Consider the following 14,995-nt stretch of genomic DNA (forward strand, 5'->3'; position numbering starts at 1 on the left):
TGCATGGCGCAAGCCCCGCGATGCACTCATTTCGTCGCGTTTCGCTCTACACGGGACGATCTGCCATGTCGGGAAATTTTGGCGGGTGCCCGTTACTGCGCCGCCACTGTTTGCGCGGTTGCCTTGGCGCCGTATCGGGCCAGGAACATGTCGACGCTTTCCTCGATGATCCGTTCCATCTCGGGGCGGGTCGTCACGCGGCCGCTGTGGATGTTCGGGTAGAAAGATCGGGCCTTGATCAGGCCGAGAAATTGCGTGGCCGCCAGGGATGGGTCGTCGGCCGTGAGCTTGCCTTCGCGCGTGGCGCGATCCATGAACTCGGTAAAGACGGAGATCTTGGTCATGCGGCTGTCCATATCGGCTGCAAGGGCCGGGTCTCGGATCGTTTCGCTCATGACCATGCGGGCCAGGCTCATGAAGCAAGGGTTGATCATGAGCTCGCCTTCGGCCCAGCCGAGACGCACAAGGGCATCGCGAATGGGCGCCGCCGGGTCGTAAGCGACTTCAAGCGCCGAGTTGATCTGATCGGCAAGGCACTGGTTGATCTCCTTGAAAAGCACGTCCTTGCTTTCAAAGTGATTGTAGACCGTGCGCTTGGAAACCTGGGCTCGCTCGGAAATCCGGTCCATGCTGGCTCCGGCATAACCCTTTTCCTGAAACTCCGCGATTGCAGCCTCGACGATCTGCTTCTTTTTCTGATCCGATACGGACATTACTTACTCATATATACCCCGTTGCATTATCTGTCAGACGACAGGACCCCCGCCTCTTTAATCCCAAAAATCGCGCCCTATGTAAACTCTGGCGTTTACAGATGTGCAGTTACGAACTAAACTGCACGGTGTAGTTTACATCCTTTAGCCAGAATTGGCCAGCCAAAGGAGACGCCTCCTCATGTCAGTGACATTAAAAATCAACGGGGAAACGCGTACGCTCGACGCGGATCCCGAGAGCCCCCTGCTGTGGGCTCTGCGCGACGAGCTGGGAATGACGGGGACAAAGTTCGGTTGCGGCATCGCTTCCTGCGGTGCCTGCACGGTTCACATGGACGGTATTCCGGTCCGGTCCTGCCAGACGTTCGTCGGCGACCTTGAAGGCGCTGAAATCACAACGATCGAAGGTATCGACGGCAAGGCGGCTGCTGCTGTCCAGGCCGCCTGGAACGAGCTGGACGTGCCGCAATGCGGGTATTGCCAGTCAGGCCAGATCATGGCCGCAACTGCCTTGCTTGCCGAAACGCCCAAGCCGACCGACGAGGACATCGACGCAGCCATGGACGGCAATGTCTGCCGCTGCGCCACCTATGCCCGGATCCGCAAGGCTATCCACCTTGCTTCAGACAAGATGGAGGCCTGAGCCATGCTGCATCTCCTGAAACAACCGCTGGCAGCCGCAATGCCGACACGGCGTACCTTCCTGAAGATGTCCGCCGGCACCGTTGGTGGCCTGGTGCTTGCCATGAACCTGCCGCGTTCGACTGCCTCGGCCGCCGAAGGCGAGTTCATCCAGCCGTTCGTTCACATCCGTCCGGACAACACGGTGGTGGTGCTGTCCAAGCACTTCGACATGGGGCAGGGCACGGCCAGTGGTCTGTGCAGTCTGGTCGCCGACGAGCTCGACGCTTCCTGGGAGCAGGTCACTGTCGAATTCGCACCGTCCAATCCGCAGGTCTATGCCAACTCGCTGTTCGGCGTGCAGGGCACCGGCGGGTCCACGGCAATGGCGAACTCGTTCATGCAGTACCGTCAGGCCGGTGCCGCGGCAAAGGCGATGATCATTGCCGCCGCGGCAAAGGAATGGGGTGTGCCAGCGGGTGAAATCACCGTGTCGGGCGGCGTGGTCTCTCATGATGCGGACAAGTCCGCGACCCTGGGTGAGCTTGCCGGTCTTGCCGCCAACGAGGACGTTCCGGCAGAGCCGACACTGAAGACACCGGACCAGTGGGTCTACATCGGCAAGTCCTTCCCGCGTCTCGACGTCAAAAACAAGACCGTCGGCGCGCCCAGGACCTACACGATGGACTTCCAGCGTGATGACCTGCTGGTTGCCGTTGTTGCCCGCTCTCCCCGTTTTGGCGGCAAGGTGAAGTCGTTTGACGCCACCGAAGCCAAGAAGGTGCCGGGCGTCGTCAACGTGCTGCAGATCCCGAACGGGGTAGCGGTGATCGCCAAGTCCACCTGGCCGGCAATCAAGGGGCGTTCCCTGCTTGAGATCGAGTGGGACGATGCCGAGGCGGAAACACGGTCCAGCGATGCGATGATCGCCGAACTGAAGGACATGACCACCAAGCCGGGTGTGAAGGTTCGCGAAGACGGTGATGTCGACGCGGCGCTGGAAGCTTCGGCCAAGGTCATCGAAGCCGACTATGACTTCCCGTTCCTGGCCCATGGCGCCATGGAACCGCTGGACATCGCCATGATGTTCGACGGTGAAACCGCGGAATTCTGGTTCGCTTCCCAGATCCCGACCATCGATCACAACGTGGCGGCCACCGTACTCGGCATTCCGTTCGAGAACGTCAAGATCAACACCTTGTGGGCAGGCGGGTCCTTCGGGCGCCGCGCCCAGGCCGATGCGCATCCGGTCGTGGAAATTACCACGCTGGCCAAGGCGATGCAGGCCGCCGGCATGGCGCCGGCTCCGGTGAAGATCGTCTGGACCCGTGAGGATGACATGGCCGGTGGATACTACCGTCCGATGTCGGCTCACCGGCTGCGGGTCGGGCTTGATGACCAGGGCAACGTGACGGCGTTCAAGTACAACATCGCCGCCAAGTCCATCGTCAAGGGCACGCCTTTCGAAGCCATGCTGATGAAGGACGGTGTCGACCACAACATGACCGAAGGCGCGCATGACACCACTTATGCGTTTCCGCTGATGAACATGGACCAGTCCTTCCAGGAAACGAAGGTCCCGGTTCTGTGGTGGCGTTCGGTCGGTCACACCCACACGGCCTACGTCATGGAAACCATGATCGATCGTCTGGCCAAGGAAGCCGGCAAGGATCCGGTTGCCTATCGCCTCGAGATGATCAAGGACGATCCGCGCAAGGTGGGCGTGTTGAAGCTGGCGGCTGAAAAGGCGGGCTGGGACACGCCCTTGCCTGAAGGGCGCCACCGCGGTGTCGCCGTGCACAAGTCCTTCGGTTCCTTTGTGGCGGAAGTGGCGGAAATCTCCTTCCGCGACGACGGCACTGTGAAGGTGGAAAAGGTGACGGCAGCGGTCGACTGCGGCACGCCGATCAACCCGGACAATATCCGGGCACAGGTCGAAGGCGGCATCGGCTACGGCCTTGGTGCGATCCTGCGGAACCAGGTGACGCTCGCCGACGGTGTTGTCGAGGAAACCAACTTCGACACCTACGAGCCGATCCGGATGTCCGACATGCCGGAAATCGAGGTGCATATCGTTCCTTCGAACGAAGCACCGACCGGTATCGGTGAACCCGGTACTCCGCCAATCGGCCCGGCTGTCGCCAACGCGATTGCCGCTGCCAAGGGCGAGTGGTCAACCAGCCTGCCGCTGGCAAAGTCCGGTCTCGTCTGAGCCTCGCCAAAGAATACAAAAAGGCCGCCTGCGGGCGGCCTTTTTCATGAGAGCGTAACATTTGCCGGAGGTGCCAAGCGCCGGATTAGAGGCAAATGTGCGATCTATCTATGGTGGTATTATTTCAAGATGAATCCTCAGGTATAAGCATTGATGTAGGAATTAATCTTATTTTCTACCGTTAGTTACATTATTATTGTTTTCAACTTCTCTATTTTTCTAATTTTATCAATATTAACCAACATTAAATTGCTGAGATCTAGCCTTCTCATAATAATTCTACTTCGGGAGGGTGCCTTGGGAACCCGAATCTCAAAACTCAGTTTTCGTCTGCCGGCCATCATCTCCGGTTGTTCGGTTGTGGCCGCGCTGTTTGTAGGCACCCTTGCCTATTGGGTCAGTTCAACGGATCTGGAAGAGCAGGCGGAAGAGCGGCTTTCGGCTCTTGCAAGTGCGCGCGCCGGAGATCTTTCGCACTATCTGGACTCCATCGTGCAGGATCTGCAGGTCACCGCCGCAAGTCCGTTCGTGAAATCCGCACTGGCGGATTTCAAGGAAGGGTGGGCAAGCCAGGAGGGCGATGCCACGGCGAGCCTGCAGAAAGCCTACATTCACGACAATCCGCATCCGACGGGCCAGAAAGACGCGCTGATGCGCGCTGGCGACACCGCCTACGACGAGGCGCATGAACAGTATCATCCGTGGTTCAGCAAGATGCTGAAGACCCGCGGTTACTACGACATCTTCCTGTTCGCGGAGGACGGCTCGCTTGTCTACACGGTGTTCAAGGAACTCGACTACGCAACCAACCTGACCACCGGCAAATACAAGGATACGGATCTGGGCAATGCCTTCCGGGCGGCGTTGAACGGTGGACGGGACGAAGTTCGCTTCTTCGATTTCAAACCATATGCTCCGAGCGCGGATGCACCGGCAAGCTTCATTGCGACACCGGTTTTTGAAGGCGGCAAGCGTGTTGGCGTGCTGGCCTTCCAGATGCCCATCGACAACATCAACAGCGTGATGAGCAGCGCGGCGGGTCTCGGAGAAACAGGGGAGGCCATCCTTGTCGGTGCAGACAAGCTGTTCCGGAACGATTCTTCCAAGACACCCGGACAGAACGATATCCTGACTGCAAGCCTCGATTCGTCTCTGGTGGATCAAGCCCTTGGCGGCAAGCCGGCTTCCGGAAACCTGGAAGGGTTCCGCGACACGGACTATCTGGCCGCTGCAGTGCCTCTGACGTTTTTTGGAGCCAATCTCGCGGTTGTCACGGTCGAGGCACGCGATGAAATTCTCGCGCCGGTGCGGGCGCTGCGCAATCAGATCGCACTGATTTGCCTCGGGATTTTCGGCATCATGATGGCAATCGGCTGGCTGGCTGCACGCTCGATCGTTGCCCCGATCAAAAGCCTTGTCGCCAATGCGGCTCGCCTCGCCGGTGGTGATGTATCCGTCGTCTTTGCGGAAGCAGACCGAAAGGATGAGGTTGGAGAAATCGCGGCCGCCATTGCAGGCTTCAGAGATGGCGTCGCCGAGCAGGCGCGTCTGGAAGAAGCACGAAAGATTGAAGAACAGGCTCGTACGGACCGTCAGCTCCGGATCGAGGCGTTGATCGAGGGCTTCCGCACGCAGTCATCCGAAATGCTCGGTTCCGTTGACGCTGCCATGTCTGAAATGCAAGCCAATGCAAGTTCCATGATGGAAACGGCCTCAGGGGCTTCTGAAGAGGTGAGCAGCGCTGCTGCGGCAACAACCCAGGCATCGGGCAACGTACAGCTTGTTGCGGCCGCCACTGAGGAGCTGTCGTCGTCGATCTCGGAAATCGGTCAACGTGTGGAGGAAACCACGCGGGTGATTGCCGATGCGACCAGCCAGACCCAGGCAAGCACCCAGAAAATGGAAATGCTGTCGTCGGGTTCTGCCAGGATCGGCGAAGTGATCGGCCTTATCCAGGCAATCGCTGAGCAGACCAACCTTCTGGCGCTCAATGCAACGATCGAAGCGGCTCGGGCCGGTGAAGCCGGCAAGGGCTTTGCAGTGGTTGCTGCCGAAGTGAAGGAGCTGGCCACCCAGACCTCCAGGGCGACCGAGGAAATTTCCAACCAGATCGCGGAAATCCAGTCTGCCACCGAGCAGGCAGTGACCGCGATTGAAGGCATCGCTTCCATCATGGTTCGGGCGAACGAGAACACCACCTCGATTGCCGCTGCCGTTCAGGAACAGGATGCGGCCACCGGCGAGATCAGCCGCAGTGCTTCGGAAGCTTCCTCGGGCACACGCGCGGCCAGCGACAACATGTCGAATGTCAGCACTGCCGTGGAAACGACGGCCAATTCGGCGCAGTCGGTGGATCAGGCGACGCAGGTCGCCTCCGAGAAACTGCGTTCGCTGAATACGGCCGTAAACGACTTCCTGCGCGAAGTCGCTGCAGCCTGACGGATCAGGATCTGAAAACAGGAACGGCGGCTCCAGGGAGCCGCCGTTTTTCGTTCAACAGATGATGTTGGCTCAGGAGGCTGCCAGGGCCTCACGGTCCTTCTTTCGCATGCGCTCGGACGCGGATTTCAGCTGTCCGCAGGCGGCGAAGATGTCGCGGCCGCGTGGTGTGCGGATGGGTGAGGCATAGCCGGCGCGGTTGACGATGTCGGCAAATTCCTCGATGCGCTCCCAGTCCGAGCATTCGTAATCGGTACCCGGCCACGGGTTGAAGGGAATCAGGTTGATCTTGGCTGGAATGCCCTTCAGCAGGCGGACCAGTTCAAGTGCATCCTGATTGCTGTCGTTGACGCCCTTCAGCATCACATATTCGAAGGTGATGCGCTTGGCGTTGGACAGGCCCGGATACTGCCGGCAAGCGTCCAGCAGTTCCTTGATGTTCCATTTCTTGTTGATCGGCACCAGCACGTCGCGCAGCTCGTCACGCACCGCGTGCAGCGAAATGGCCAGCATGCAGCCGATTTCTTCACCGGTGCGGAAGATTTCCGGCACGACACCGGAGGTAGACAGGGTGATGCGGCGTTTGGAGAGCGACAGGCCGTCACCATCGGACGCGATCAGAAGCGCCTTCTTGACGTTGTCGAAATTGTAGAGGGGCTCACCCATGCCCATCATGACGATGTTGGTCACCAGACGGCCTTCGGACGGCACGATGGCGCCCTGCGGGGTGTCCGCATGCGGGAAATCGCCCAGCCGGTCGCGCGCAATCAGGATCTGCGACAGAATTTCTTCGGCCGTCAGATTGCGGACCATCTTCTGGGTGCCTGTGTGGCAGAAAGTGCAGGTGAGGGTGCAGCCGACCTGGGAAGAAACGCAGAGCGTGCCGCGGCCTTCTTCAGGAATATAGACGGTTTCAACCTCGACCGGGCGGCCGGCGCCGCGCGCGGGAAAGCGGAACAGCCACTTGCGGGTACCGTCGACGGAGATCTGCTCGGACACAATTTCCGGACGGGCGATCGTGAAGGCTTCGTCCAGCTTCTGACGCAGGTCCTTGGCGATATTCGTCATCTGCGCAAAGTCGGACACGCCGCGCACATAAAGCCAATGCCAGAGCTGGGAGGCACGCATGCGCCATTGCTTCTGCGGCACACCGATGGTGCCGAGCGCTTCACCCAGTTCCTCGCGCGACAGGCCGATCAGCGTCGGCTTGTCTTCGCCGGGCAGGACGGCTTCGGCTGAAACGGTGTGCGCGTTCGGATTGTCCCGCGCGATGTCGAGCGTAATTGCCATGTCGTGATCCGTAATCTCTTCCGGCAGGGTCTTCAGGCGTCTTGGAGCAAGACTACGCGGTCGCCGGGCACCTGACTTGCAGGTCTGATTTCAAGCGCTCCCAAAACCACAAAAAGCGCCGAAAATCAAGTTTGCTGACGTGCAGGGGAGCTATGCAGAGCTGTTTTTACGCAACGACAACGACCCGGATAGGCCGTTTGGCCCGTCCAGGGTGACGTCGAGACTGAAAGGAAACCACCGGCCGACTTCGGCTTTTCGCCCTGCGGATGCAGGGGAAAGCCGGAGAAGCTGCTGCCTGAACGCGTTAGCGGCAGGCAGCGTTGGAGTCGTCGATCGCGGCTGTGACGCCGGACAGCGAGAACTTGTAGGTGGTGCGGGTGCCACGGCTGGATTCGCCGGTCACCGTCATTTCCCGGCCTGCCCTCATGGCAGAAACGAGTTGCGCTTCGGTTGCAGCATTTTCGACCCAGGCACCGTCATTGTTGGTGAAGAGCGTGAAGCCCTTGCCGTCAATGTCTACGCTGACCGAGGATTTGTCCTTGAAAGGATAACCGACCAGCAGGCTCGGCTCGGACGAGACGCCTTCTGCCGGGCGGGTGGTCACGAAAAAGAATACGTCCCCGTGATTTCGATCTCCCGGAAGCAACGTCGTCGGTTTGGTAAGCGCGTAGCAAACCTTGCCGCCGCCACTGGTCAGCGCATAGGCCGCCCAGTCCTTGTGCTGCTTCAGAAGTGTCGGGGTTTGTGCGAAAGCCGCTGCACTCGAAACGGCAAGACCTGCTATGGCCAGAACCAGCGATTTTGCTTTCATCATCTCCACACCGTTGGATTTGAGTTTCCGTCAAATTTAGTTCAACTGCCGTCTGACATATAAACCTTGCTTTAATGATAACTTAAAGCGGGTTACGAAAGGGTTGAAGCCCGACAATTGTATTTTCTGTTTTTCGGTGCGTGCACCAACCTAATCGCTTTGCGGTTAAACGCGGCAACAGTGTGGCAGACCTGCTTGACCCCCCTTTCGAATTATGCCGAACCTGATAAAGAAGATGGATCGGCAGGGGGATTGATTGTCTTTGACGCAGGTGCAGTATTTTTCCGATCTCATTGTCAAAGTGGCGGAAGACCGGGACAAGGCGGCTTTCATCGAGCTGTTCGATCACTTTGCGCCGCGCCTGAAGGGCTACCTGATGAAGCAGGGCGCCGATGAGGCCCTTGCCGAAGAAGTCGCCCAGGACGTCATGATGACGCTGTGGCGCAAGGCCGATCTGTTCGATCCGAAAAAATCCAATGCCAGCACCTGGCTGTTCCGGGTTGCCCGGAACCGGCGTATCGACAGGATCCGCCGCCAGAAGTCTGCCGCGCTCGATCCCGAAGATCCGTCCCTGCACCCGACGCCGCTGCCGGACATTGCCGAAGAGATGGATGCGAAGTTGCGGGAAAAACGCGTGCGTGCTGCTTTGTCGCAGTTGCCTGAAGAGCAGCGGAATGTGGTTCGGCTGGCTTTTTTCGCAGGACAGTCGCACAGCGAGATCGCCGAACACACGGGCTTGCCGCTTGGCACGGTCAAATCCCGTATCCGGCTTGCTTTCGGACGTTTGCGCCAGCTTCTGGAAACCGACACGTCCGTGGATGTGGACTAATTGGGGCCCCGGGCAAGAGACGCCCAAAATTCTGGCGGCCTGAAGTTCAGGCACAACTCATTCAGGTTCCCGGCACTTTCCGTCCCGTGCGCATCACGGGACCGCCGCTGACATGTTTCGGACGTTCGATCCTGGGAGCGCCGGCCGTGGTGGAGCGGTCCGCGTAGCGACCCAGCGCCCTGTGACGGTCGTACATGACGATCGCGCCGGCCATCGCCACATTGATGCAGAACTTAGTCGGGATCTTCACCACGTGGTCGCAGCGCGCCAGCATCTGCGGTGAAAGCGAGCCTCTTTCAGGACCAAGAACGTAGGCCGCCTGAAGGGGATGTCCGAAGCTCGGCAGCTCGATCGATTCGTCCGTGAGCTCGATGCCCACAAGCTGGCAGCCTCTGGGCAGGTCCATCGTATCTACGCTGTCCCAGGTGAAGACAGGCAGGTGGCCGGGGCTCTTGGAGGTGTCGGAGGGGGGCGCCTTGCGCAGCTTCTGGTCGGCATCCACCGTGAAGAAGAAGTTGGCGCCGAAGGCATGGGCAGAGCGCATCAAGGTGCCCAGGTTCATCCGTTTCGAGAGGCCTTCGGCCCCGATTGCAAAATATCCGCGCATCAGTTTGTCCGTTTTCGATTTGGCAGCCTCATAGCCGACTTTCGCCATGTTCGAAAGTTTTCAGCTTATCCGGAAAGCCAATTCCCGCCTCGAACAGGGCTTGCTAACGTCTCACCCGGCGCAGCGCGAGCGGCGCTTTACCCGTAGAATGTCATGAGGATGCCGTGAAAGCCTGTCTCTGCAAAACCTTCGGTCCGCCTTCCAGCCTGGTTGTCGAGGAGATTGCCGATCCGGTTGCCGGGCCGGGGGAGGTCGTGGTGCGGGTGAAGGCCTGTGCGCTCAATTTCTTCGATACGCTGATCATCAGGGGCAAGTACCAGTACAAGCCGGAAATGCCGTTTTCGCCGAGTGCCGAATTCGCTGGTGTGGTCGACCAGGTGGGCTCCGGCGTCGAGGGGGTTTCGCCCGGTGACAGGGTCATGGGCTATATGCGCTGGGGCGCGGCGCGGGAAAAAGTGGTGGTCGCAGCTGGCGATCTCGTCTCGCTGCCGGACGATATTTCCTTTGAAGTCGCGGCAGGTTTGACCGTGACCTATGGCACCACGCTGCATGCCTATCGCGACCGGGCCGGGTTGAAGCCTGGCGAGACTGTTGCCGTTCTGGGCGCATCGGGCGGCGTCGGCCAGGCTGCAGTGGAAATTGCCGCGATCATGGGAGCAAAGGTGATTGCCTGCGCCTCATCTGAGGAAAAGCTCGCTTTTGCCCGCTCGCTCGGCGCTGACATGACGGTCGATTATTCGGTTGACCCGCTCAAGGAAACCCTGAAGGAGCTGACCGGTGGAAAGGGTGTGGATGTCGTCTACGACCCGGTTGGCGGAGAGCTGTCGGAACAGGCCATCCGGGCAACGGCCTGGGAGGGGCGGTTCCTGGTGATCGGGTTTGCCGCGGGTGACATTCCGAAAATTCCGCTCAATATCGTGATGCTGAAAGGTTGCGACATTCGCGGTGTCTTCTGGGGTGCCGCACTCGACCGGGATCCGGAAGGCCATCGCCGCAACATGAAGGAACTTTTGTCCTGGGTGTCTGAAGGCAAGCTGAAGCCGCACATCCACGGCGTTTACAATTTGGCAGAAACGGCAACCGCGCTTGAGGAAATCGCTGCGCGCCGGGTGCAGGGCAAGGTGATCGTGACGCCTTGAGTGCTGCGGAAGTATGCGCGGCGCGGCCTTCCGGGCCGCTTGTTCGAATTGACCTCAGATCGCGAATTCGGCGATCACCGGCGCGTGGTCGGACGGCTTTTCCCAGCCGCGTGCGTCGCGCAGGACCGTGGTGCCCTTCACATACGGGGCGAGCGGCTGAGACACCCAGACGTGGTCAAGACGGCGGCCCTTGTCGGCGGCAGACCAGTCCTTGGCGCGGTAGCTCCACCAGGTGTAGAGCTTTTCGTCCAGCGGGGTGAACTGGCGCATGGCGTCCAGCCAGCCGCCTGCCTCGCGGACCTGCTCGAACAGTTCCGTTTCGACCGGGGTATGTGAGACCACCTTCAGGAGCTTCTTGTGGGACCAGACGTCGTGCTCGTAAGGCGCGACGTTGAGGTCGCCGACCAGAATGGCGGGTTTCGAGGTTTCCTCGCCTTTCAGCCATCCCAGCATCTCTGCCATGAAGTCGAGCTTGTGGCCGAATTTCGGGTTGATGGTGCGATCCGGCTCGTCGCCACCTGCCGGCACATAGAAATTGTGCAGCCGGATGCTGGAGCCATTGAACGGCACGTCCGCCGCCACGTGACGGCTGTCACCCACCTGGCAGAAGTCGCGTTTCTCGATGTTGCTCAGCGGCAGCTTGGAAAGCGTTGCGACGCCGTGGTAGCCCTTCTGGCCGTGGATGGCCATGTGTTCGTATCCCGCCTTGCGGAAGGCGTTTTCCGGGAAATTGGCGTCCGGGCACTTGGTTTCCTGCAGGCAGATCACGTCCGGTGCGACTTCCTCGATCAACTGTTCCACAATCGGCATGCGCAGGCGCACGGAATTGATGTTCCAGGTGACGAGTTTGATCCGGTCTGTCATGGGAAATTTGCCAAGGCTTGTTGCGGGAATAGCCAAGTCATACGGATTCGGCCACCGAGTGCAAACGAATTCAGATCTCGGGATCGTCTTCCCCGGCCTTGCCGGTTTCGCCGACCCGTCTCAGGGCGAGCTGAGTGGCCGCGGGGCCGAGCAGTTCGAAAACGATGGTTGATCCGATGGCGACGGTCAGAATTTCGTCCCGGAACTGCGGCAGCACTTCGGCAGCAACCAGGGCCATGCCAAGCGCGACGCCCGCCTGGGGCAGAAGCGAGAGGCCGAAGAGATAGCTTCGGTCGGTTCCGGCCCCGCCGCTGAGCTTGCCGCCCAGCCAGCCTCCTGCCAGACGCCCGGCGAGCCGCAGCAGAACATATGCCGCGCCAAGGAGACCAAGCTGCAAAAGCAGGTCCGGCTGCAGCGCTGCACCGGCCAGCACGAAAAAGAAGATCATGAACGGCCATTCGATATGTTCGATTTCATAGAACGGCCGGGTATGGTGACGCCCGGTGTTGACCACCATGGCCCCGCAGGCAATGCCGGCAAGCAGGAACGAGAGGTCGAGCCAGATGGCCAGACCCGCTGTCAGGAACACGATGCCAAGCGCCTCGGCAAGGGTCGGGTCGCCGGGTTGGAGGCGGCCTGACAGGTAGCCTGCCGGGAGGCCGACAATCGCGCCAAGCAGGAGCGATCCGGCAATTTCCCAAACCGCATGCAGAAGGGCGCCCGAACCATCGCCGCCCATGAGCGCCTGTGCTCCCATGAGACAGAACGCAAAGACCAGAATGCCCCATATATCGTCCAGCGCAACGATGCCGGACAGGATGGTTGTGAAGGGCCCCTTGGCGCGGTACTGGCGGATGACATCGCTGGTGGCTGCCGGGTCGGTGGCGGTGGCCAGGGCTGCCAGAATCAGTGCCAGTTCCAGCGGAAAGCCGAGCAGGGCGAGACCTGCAAAGACGACGATCGCTGTTGACACGACCGCTGAAGCCGAAACGACCGTTACGGCCTTGCCGCTGTTCTGCAGATGGACCCTGGAGAGTTTGCCGCCCAGAACGAAGGCGACCATCGACAGGGCCAGAACGGCGAGGGTTTCATAAAGCTGGGTCAGGTTTTCAGGCAGAAGATCCAGAAAGGCGGGGCCCGCTGCCAGTCCGCACAGGATCAGCAGCGTCACGCGGGGCATCTGCGTCCTGTGGCCGATTTCGTCGGCCAGCATGCCGAGCAGCAGCAGGGCGCCAATGGCGATCAGGGTGGTCGCGATTTCCATGCTCATACATTGAGGGAAAGAGACCAGACGTCTTTGATCCGCCGCAATCCCGCCCTATTCGATTGCCCGCACGATAACAGATACGTGTTTATGCGGAGAAATCGTGATTTCGTCTACGCTCCGTTAGGAAATCCCGCGCATTTTGTGCGGTGAGTGAAAGCCTTTCTTAACCCTGCCGAGGACGCTGTGCTGGCAATCGTAAAATCGTTTTGTTCCATTTTCGGGTTCATCTTTTTAAGCTCGTGCGCGGCTTACGACTTTCCGGATCCAACGCCAGAAGACTACGCGGTACACGGCATCGACGTGTCCCGGTGGCAGGGCGATATCGATTGGGCGGCAGCTAAACAGGGCGGTGTGGCTTTTGCCTGGATCAAGGCGACCGAAGGCGGCGACCACGTCGACCCGCGCTTTGTCGAGAACTGGGTGGCAGCGCGCCAGGCGGGCATGCCGCGCGGGGCCTATCACTTCTATTATTTCTGCCGTCCGGTTGAAGAACAGATTTCGTGGGTGAAGGAAATCGTTCCCGTCGACCCGCAAGCCCTACCGCTTGTTCTCGACATGGAATGGAATGCGCATTCCAAGACCTGCCGGGAACGGCCGGAACGACCGCAGATCCTGCGGGACATGAAGATCTTCCTCGATGAAATGGAAAAGCACTACGGCAAGCGCCCGGTGATCTATTCCTCGGTCGATTTTCACCGAGACAGGCTGGTCGGTGCGCTCAGGAACGAGCAATTCTGGCTGCGCTCGGTCGCCAGCTTCCCGAACAACATCTATGAGCAGCGCGACGACTGGGTGTTCTGGCAGTATACGGCCGAGGGCCGGGTGCCGGGCGTCAAAGGCGACGTCGACCGGAATGCGTTCTTCGGAACCAAGTCGCAATACCGCGACTGGCTGAACGGCAAGCTGAGGCGCTGACCGTTCCCAGGGCCAATACCGCTAGCGCACCTTGATCTGGTGCGTGACGTCCTTGCCGTTGCTGACCGTGACCTGGGTGAAGCCGATCATCTTGCAAAGATCGAGGAAGTTCAGGTCTTGCGGCTGGTTTGACCGCGCGAAGAGTTCCGTCGTGCGGGCCATCGAGGTCAGCGAGGCAAGCAGGGCCCGCAGCCTGAACAGCGTGTCATAGCGCCCGTCGCCGGTTGCAACCACAATCAGTTTTTCCAGTTCGGTGCCCTTGGCGAACAGGTGATATCCTGGCGGATACCCCAGTTTTGCGTTCTGGGATGCAAGGCCGCTGACGAAGGCTGCCCGCGACCGCTTGCCGGTGTCAGGTGCAAGGCCCAGTTCTGAGACGTAAACCTCCTGGGTCTGCACTTCCGGGTAATAATAGCCGGCATGCGCATCGAAGGCCGACACCGGTGCAATGGATGCAGCAAACCAGAGCGCCGCCAGCGCCATGGCAGACGCAACAGATTGAATTCGTTTCACTTCACAAAGCCCCCCGGCTGTTCGTGCGCCTATCAAGCCCGAAATGCGGGCCGAACGCAAATCGGACGCAAGCTGGGCGCAAGCTGGGGCGGGCAGCCTTTGGCGTGAGAAGGAATAGAGACGCCTGCAGCGCTATACTTTTGCCATGATGCTAGCCGCTTCTTGAAAGCGTCAGGGCGCAGAACTTTGGAGTTTTGAACATGTTGATCCGCTTTTCGCTGGCATTTGCCGCGATCGTGATGATGGTGCTGCCAGCAAGCGCACAATCACGGCCGGCCATTGCCTTTACGACGGCCAATCTCAACATGCGCGCCGGACCGGGAACCAATTATCCCGTAATGGCCACCGTGCCGCGCGGGGGCGGGGTAACCATTTTCGGGTGTACGGCAGACTTCGGCTGGTGCGATGCCGCCTTCACCAATGTGAAGGGATGGGTTTCCGGCCAATATCTCAGCTATGGCGGTGAAGGCATCTATTATGGCCGGCCGATCCCCAGCGCGGGCATCAACCTGGGTGTGCAGCGCTACTACCGGGATTACCCGATCTATGCGGAGGCGCCTGCGCCTGCCTATCGCGGCGGGCCGGTCTACAAGGGCGATCCTCCCTATGATCCGCCGCCGGTTGAACCGGGACCCGTCTATGCACCGGAACCGCTTTACGAAGCGCCGCCTGTCGTGGTCGCGCCGCCGCAGCCGATCATTATCCGGCCCTACTGGGATTCATTTCCCGGCTATCCGCAAAGGTATTTCGAGCCGCGTATCTATTGACGCGGGCT

The 14,995-nt window shown here is 59.9% G+C and carries 14 protein-coding genes; 7 read left to right on the forward strand and 7 right to left on the reverse strand.

Going from position 1 to position 14,995, the window contains the following annotated elements; translation table 11 throughout:
- Positions 1–92 precede the first annotated feature (92 nt).
- A complete protein-coding gene (locus tag ACP90_RS02675; RefSeq protein ID WP_062486631.1) occupies positions 93–713 on the reverse strand; it encodes a TetR/AcrR family transcriptional regulator in 621 nt (206 codons plus the stop codon).
- Positions 714–894: 181 nt separating this feature from the next.
- Between ACP90_RS02675 and ACP90_RS02680 the strand changes: the two genes are divergently transcribed.
- The 3 genes from ACP90_RS02680 (at position 895) to ACP90_RS02690 (ending at position 5,985) form a co-directional block, all read left to right on the forward strand.
- On the forward strand, positions 895–1,356 hold the full coding sequence (locus ACP90_RS02680) for a (2Fe-2S)-binding protein (protein WP_023002833.1): 462 nt from the start codon (positions 895–897) through the stop codon (positions 1,354–1,356).
- A gap of 3 nt (positions 1,357–1,359) precedes the next feature.
- Positions 1,360–3,546, forward strand: coding sequence for a xanthine dehydrogenase family protein molybdopterin-binding subunit (locus tag ACP90_RS02685; protein WP_062486634.1), 2,187 nt, complete (start codon positions 1,360–1,362; stop codon positions 3,544–3,546).
- A 297-nt stretch (positions 3,547–3,843) separates the two neighbouring features.
- Positions 3,844–5,985 carry a methyl-accepting chemotaxis protein gene (locus ACP90_RS02690; protein ID WP_145915709.1) on the forward strand — a complete coding sequence of 714 codons (2,142 nt, stop codon included), beginning with the start codon at positions 3,844–3,846 and terminating at the stop codon, positions 5,983–5,985.
- 72 nt (positions 5,986–6,057) lie between these two features.
- Here the strand turns inward: ACP90_RS02690 and rlmN are convergent, their stop codons facing one another.
- On the reverse strand, positions 6,058–7,275 hold the full coding sequence (rlmN, locus tag ACP90_RS02695; protein WP_023002836.1) for a 23S rRNA (adenine(2503)-C(2))-methyltransferase RlmN: 1,218 nt from the start codon (positions 7,273–7,275) through the stop codon (positions 6,058–6,060).
- A 304-nt stretch (positions 7,276–7,579) separates the two neighbouring features.
- Entirely contained in the window at positions 7,580–8,089 is a 510-nt protein-coding gene (locus tag ACP90_RS02700) for an invasion associated locus B family protein (protein ID WP_023002837.1), read from the reverse strand.
- A gap of 253 nt (positions 8,090–8,342) precedes the next feature.
- On the opposite strand from ACP90_RS02700, the gene ACP90_RS02705 reads away from it, so the two are divergent.
- On the forward strand, positions 8,343–8,915 hold the full coding sequence (locus tag ACP90_RS02705) for a sigma-70 family RNA polymerase sigma factor (RefSeq protein ID WP_035907892.1): 573 nt from the start codon (positions 8,343–8,345) through the stop codon (positions 8,913–8,915).
- 61 nt (positions 8,916–8,976) lie between these two features.
- Here the strand turns inward: ACP90_RS02705 and ACP90_RS02710 are convergent, their stop codons facing one another.
- Positions 8,977–9,522 (reverse strand): RNA methyltransferase, encoded by a 546-nt coding sequence (locus ACP90_RS02710; protein WP_031270178.1) that lies wholly within the window; start codon positions 9,520–9,522, stop codon positions 8,977–8,979.
- A gap of 164 nt (positions 9,523–9,686) precedes the next feature.
- On the opposite strand from ACP90_RS02710, the gene ACP90_RS02715 reads away from it, so the two are divergent.
- Positions 9,687–10,661, forward strand: coding sequence for an NADPH:quinone oxidoreductase family protein (locus ACP90_RS02715; protein WP_062486639.1), 975 nt, complete (start codon positions 9,687–9,689; stop codon positions 10,659–10,661).
- A 54-nt stretch (positions 10,662–10,715) separates the two neighbouring features.
- Here the strand turns inward: ACP90_RS02715 and xth are convergent, their stop codons facing one another.
- Complete coding sequence (gene xth, locus ACP90_RS02720) at positions 10,716–11,525, reverse strand: exodeoxyribonuclease III (protein WP_023002841.1); 810 nt, start codon at positions 11,523–11,525, stop codon at positions 10,716–10,718.
- A 70-nt stretch (positions 11,526–11,595) separates the two neighbouring features.
- The gene (locus tag ACP90_RS02725) at positions 11,596–12,789 is read right to left on the reverse strand and encodes a cation:proton antiporter (protein WP_062491287.1); all 1,194 of its coding nucleotides are present in this window, start codon (positions 12,787–12,789) and stop codon (positions 11,596–11,598) included.
- A 153-nt stretch (positions 12,790–12,942) separates the two neighbouring features.
- On the opposite strand from ACP90_RS02725, the gene ACP90_RS02730 reads away from it, so the two are divergent.
- Positions 12,943–13,707, forward strand: a complete 765-nt coding sequence (locus ACP90_RS02730) for a glycoside hydrolase family 25 protein (protein WP_228148099.1) — start codon at positions 12,943–12,945, stop codon at positions 13,705–13,707.
- 21 nt (positions 13,708–13,728) lie between these two features.
- On the opposite strand, the gene ACP90_RS02735 is transcribed toward ACP90_RS02730, so the two are convergent.
- Complete coding sequence (locus tag ACP90_RS02735; protein WP_208984621.1) at positions 13,729–14,220, reverse strand: hypothetical protein; 492 nt, start codon at positions 14,218–14,220, stop codon at positions 13,729–13,731.
- A gap of 200 nt (positions 14,221–14,420) precedes the next feature.
- Between ACP90_RS02735 and ACP90_RS02740 the strand changes: the two genes are divergently transcribed.
- Positions 14,421–14,987 (forward strand): SH3 domain-containing protein, encoded by a 567-nt coding sequence (locus tag ACP90_RS02740; protein WP_023002845.1) that lies wholly within the window; start codon positions 14,421–14,423, stop codon positions 14,985–14,987.
- Positions 14,988–14,995: the final 8 nt, after the last annotated feature.

Source organism: Labrenzia sp. CP4 (assembly GCF_001579905.1).
In the GTDB taxonomy this organism is placed as follows: domain Bacteria; phylum Pseudomonadota; class Alphaproteobacteria; order Rhizobiales; family Stappiaceae; genus Roseibium; species Roseibium algicola.

Excerpts from the sequence above, each read along its gene's own strand:
- ACP90_RS02675 (WP_062486631.1), bottom strand. The coding sequence starts at position 713 with ATGTCCGTATCGGATCAGAAAAAGAAGCAGATCGTCGAGGCTGCAATC.
- ACP90_RS02680 (WP_023002833.1), top strand. The coding sequence starts at position 895 with ATGTCAGTGACATTAAAAATCAACGGGGAAACGCGTACGCTCGACGCG.
- ACP90_RS02685 (WP_062486634.1), top strand. The coding sequence starts at position 1,360 with ATGCTGCATCTCCTGAAACAACCGCTGGCAGCCGCAATGCCGACACGG.
- rlmN (WP_023002836.1), bottom strand. The coding sequence starts at position 7,275 with ATGGCAATTACGCTCGACATCGCGCGGGACAATCCGAACGCGCACACC.
- ACP90_RS02700 (WP_023002837.1), bottom strand. The coding sequence starts at position 8,089 with ATGATGAAAGCAAAATCGCTGGTTCTGGCCATAGCAGGTCTTGCCGTT.
- ACP90_RS02710 (WP_031270178.1), bottom strand. The coding sequence starts at position 9,522 with ATGCGCGGATATTTTGCAATCGGGGCCGAAGGCCTCTCGAAACGGATG.
- xth (WP_023002841.1), bottom strand. The coding sequence starts at position 11,525 with ATGACAGACCGGATCAAACTCGTCACCTGGAACATCAATTCCGTGCGC.
- ACP90_RS02725 (WP_062491287.1), bottom strand. The coding sequence starts at position 12,789 with ATGGAAATCGCGACCACCCTGATCGCCATTGGCGCCCTGCTGCTGCTC.
- ACP90_RS02740 (WP_023002845.1), top strand. The coding sequence starts at position 14,421 with ATGTTGATCCGCTTTTCGCTGGCATTTGCCGCGATCGTGATGATGGTG.